This window comes from Cupriavidus gilardii (genome assembly GCF_008801915.1).
Classification (GTDB): domain Bacteria; phylum Pseudomonadota; class Gammaproteobacteria; order Burkholderiales; family Burkholderiaceae; genus Cupriavidus; species Cupriavidus gilardii.
The window spans coordinates 1-3,660 of record NZ_VZOV01000054.1; the positions used below are offsets into that span (position 1 = coordinate 1).

Consider the following 3,660-nt stretch of genomic DNA (forward strand, 5'->3'; position numbering starts at 1 on the left):
GCGGACTGCGCGACGCCGGACTGAAAGCCCGAGAGGCGTTGCGTCAGCGCGGCCCACTCGGCCTGCGACATGACATTGGCGCCGCTGCCAGTAGCGAATGGGAGGAAGTCGATCGTTGCCATTGATGGTCCTTACAGAAGTCGTCCCCAGGCTCCGACATCGAAGCCTGCGACATACGGGTTGTTCACATCCAATCCGAACAGCGGCGCCCCTTCCACCGTGGTGACAACGGTGAAGTTCACGCGCACCCCCTCCGGCTTGAGCGGGATGTAGCCGCCCGCCAGCAGCGCCAGAAACACAGCCGACGGCACCTTCCCGGCGATGCCGATGGTCATCGTCATGTCTTGGTTGTCTTGGATGAAGACGTAGGTGCCGGACGGGTAGGTGTAGCCGTCGCCCGTCCACGTCAGCGTTGCGCCAGAAACAGGCGTCTGTCCGAGTTCCACGATGCCGGTTGGGCTGAGGGTGTAGTCGGTGAGGGTGACGGCCGACGTGGTGGTCGGAATATAAGGTGTCACTGCGTCGCCAATTTCCAGCTGCGCGCCCCACACATATAGACCTGACGTACCGTCTCCGGAGTAGGTAATTGTGGAGGCCGTTGGGCTGTAAATGCCGAAACGCAAATGCTGATTAGCGACTGCGGTGCCTGGGAATGTCGCCCGGCACCGCCACCAGCCGCCTCCGACCGGTTCGATAGACGCGCTGGTCCCTTCAATGGTGTTGCCTATGATCGTGCCGGAAACTAGGTCAAACGCGACCCCACCGCCGCCATTCGCTGGCGTGTTGCTCCCAAAGATGTATGCACGCGTTCGCTCCCCCGCCTTGAAATAGGCGGACGCTGCGTAGCGCGTACCGACTTGCATCAGGGTGGAATGGCGCGTGTAGTGCGCGGCAGTCGTGGCCGACTCGACAAGCTTGTCCGCCATCGTCGATCCGTCTGGCGCAAGCGTAACGCCAGCCGTGACAGTCGTTTCATTCTTCACCCATACCGCGTTGTCGAACTGCTCCGAATAGGCAAGCAGGTTCGTCCGAGGCGTCGGATACAGCCTCTGATTCCCCTGCCAGTCGTTGCGGAACAACGTGGCGTTTTCCACCTTGTAGACCGGCTGGCCCTGATACAGGAGCTGGTACTGGAACCGGCTGCCGTCGCCTACTCCGAATGGCTCCGCATCGGCATGGACCAACGTCGGCTCAAGTTCTCCAGCCGGCGAGAAGATGCTGTTCAGGATGGCGACGGAACCTTCCATCGTCCCCGTCCCAGTGGTTCGCGCCGATCTTCGCGCGGATCACCAGGCGGTATGTGTCGTCGTCCAGCGTCGTGAGGCCAGTGTCCGGGTCGAAGGGGCCCTTCCAGATGCCCTGATCGAACCCGAGCCCGCTGATGTCCAGCGAGAAGTAGACATCGGACAGTGGCGTGCGGATCGTCCGCGAAATACCGACCCATCGCCCTACGTCGTCCAACTGCACTCCGATGGCCTGGTCCAAGTCAAACTTCGTGGGCATACTGCCCAGCACGTTCATCAGGTCCACCATCGGCTGCGCCAGCGCCGCCACTACCGCCATGAACTTCGGCCGCTGGTTGTGCTCCGAGGTAATCAGCGCGGTGTATTCGCTCAGGTCTGCCATTGTCAGGACACGTTGACGGTGATGCTCGCCGGCGTGCAAGACGCCGCCTCATTGAACAGAAGCGCCACATCGGGGTTACCAGCGCCCCGCGGGCCGCTCAGCGTCAGACCCGTCAGCTTGAAGGTCACGCCACCGCCGACACTGTTCGCCGCGGTGATGGCGTCCGCCCATTCCACGCTGCCCGACAGGCCCCCACCGATGGCGACGCCGTTGATGTAGTCAGCGACTGCCTGCTTGATGTCGTCGCCGGTTTGGTTCGTATATCCGGCGAGCGCCTTCAGGTTCACCACAGCCGTCACCGGGGCATCCTTGGGCCTGAAGAACCGGATGGTGATGGCCCGGCCATAGACGTCCGTGGTGACAACCGACGTGGTGCCGAACGTGCCGGAACCCGGCGTCTTCTTCACGGCGATGGCATTGGCGATCGCGTCCGCATCGCCGCCGTCGACGACCAGCGAGATCGAGTGCGACGGAATGCCGTTGCTGTCGGTCACGCTCGTGTCATTCTCGTAGGCAACGAGGCGCGACACGCCGGTGATGTTCGACACGGCGCCGATGATCCCGTCCAGAACGGTCCGGGACGGCAGCGCTGTCGATACCGTCTGACGTTGGCGCAAGGCCGCATCCATCTCGACCGGCGCGCCCTCGGCTGCCGCAGCCGGGTTCGTGACGGTCTGCCATCCGAGTGTCGGCGTTCCAATCTGGTTGATCGCGCCAGCAGCAGCAGACACAGCGCCGATGGTCAGACAGGTCGCGGTTACGGTAACCTGCCCTTCCGGTGGGATGACAACCGACGCCGGTAGCGCCCACTGGATGCCGTTGGAATCCTTGGCGATGCCATTGGTGATCGTCGTGCCCGCCTGCCCAACGATGACCAGATCGGCAGTCGAGAAGGACGCCACCTTGCGCGCGATCCCGTTGATCTTGACGTTGCTGGACAGCGCGTCGTCCTGGGCAGTGGCCGGGCTGAAAGACCGGTAGATGGCGATGGCGACCGAGTTGGCGTCGCTGATCGCCTTGGCAAAGACGCCCAGCAGTTGACCATCCTGGCTGTCAGCCTCCAGATACACGTCCGGCCCGTAGATAGCGCGGTACTGGTCCTTGAGGTATTCCAGCACTTCGGCGTAGGTCGGTGCCGTGATGCCGCTGGCGTCGATCGTCGGTGCGGTCGTGGTGATGGCCATTAGAGCGTCGCCTGCACTGTGGTGGTGCCGTAGATCGTGTTGATGGTCGCCGTCACGCTAAGGTGCCGGCGCTCGCTATCGAGCGTGCTCGAATAATCTGCAAGCTCCCGGACACCCTGCGTGCCCAGGATTCGCTGCCGTATCGCAGCGTCATAGGTTGGGTTGGTGTACTTGCCCAGCACCTCGGTCGCCCATGGGGTCCCTTCCGTCGTGTCAAGGAACCATTCCCCGCGCAGCAAGCGCAGCCGCGTCAAAACGGCCTGGCCAACCGCATCCGGGGTGTCCTTGTAGAAGTCGGCCTGCCCCCCGCCGAAGACGTAGTCGCCGTCGGCGTCCAATTTGCGATAGCGCATGGGAATCCTCAGTTGACCGTGCCGGAGTTGCCGCTACCCGGCTGCACGCCGTTATGGGTATGGCTGTCGTCGATGCGCTTGCCGTTGGCTCGCACTTGACCGGCGAATTCGGCATTACCGCTGATCGAGAACGACGTCGAGGCGCCCTGCTGGTTCTGCACCGCCATCACGCCGGTTACGGTGACTGTGGGAGTGTCCAAGACGATGCCACCCGGCGCCTTCACCTTCACAACCTTTCCGGCGGGATCGAGGTCAACGTACGTGTCACCGGCGTCGCTGCGCAGCTGCGCCGTGCTGGTGCTCACGCCGGACAATGCCCGGGGCTTCGACCGGAAGCCCAGCAGCGCGAACCCGTCCGACAGGTCGTGCATCCGCAGCTCGGCCTGTTCCTGAACGCCGCCCGACTGCCACCATGCGTCGATACAACGGCTGGCGAACACGACTAGGCACTCGTCCCCAGGCTTGACCGGGAATGTCAACGTACAATTGCCGCCAGA

4 protein-coding genes and 2 pseudogenes are annotated in these 3,660 nt (G+C 63.2%); all 6 read right to left on the reverse strand.

The features are described from left to right. Positions 1-131: 131 nt before the first annotated feature. A pseudogene (locus F7Q96_RS27340) lies at positions 132-371 on the reverse strand (DUF2612 domain-containing protein); the annotation flags it as partial. 168 nt (positions 372-539) lie between these two features. Continuing rightward, positions 540-1,247: pseudogene (locus F7Q96_RS27570) on the reverse strand (phage head spike fiber domain-containing protein); the annotation flags it as partial. Further along, entirely contained in the window at positions 1,192-1,626 is a 435-nt protein-coding gene (locus tag F7Q96_RS27345) for a DUF2612 domain-containing protein (protein ID WP_409364661.1), read from the reverse strand. The gene F7Q96_RS27345 and the pseudogene F7Q96_RS27570, both read right to left, overlap by 56 nt. Positions 1,627-1,628: 2 nt before the next feature. After that, complete coding sequence (locus tag F7Q96_RS26235) at positions 1,629-2,810, reverse strand: baseplate J/gp47 family protein (protein WP_151023608.1); 1,182 nt, start codon at positions 2,808-2,810, stop codon at positions 1,629-1,631. Next, positions 2,810-3,163: a hypothetical protein gene (locus F7Q96_RS26240; RefSeq protein WP_151023610.1), complete on the reverse strand. Its 354-nt coding sequence runs from the start codon at positions 3,161-3,163 to the stop codon at positions 2,810-2,812. The genes F7Q96_RS26235 and F7Q96_RS26240 overlap by 1 nt, the downstream gene beginning before the upstream one ends. A gap of 8 nt (positions 3,164-3,171) precedes the next feature. Continuing rightward, positions 3,172-3,660, reverse strand: a 489-nt coding sequence (locus F7Q96_RS26245; RefSeq protein ID WP_170266031.1) for a Gp138 family membrane-puncturing spike protein, incomplete at its 5' end; no start/stop codon positions are given.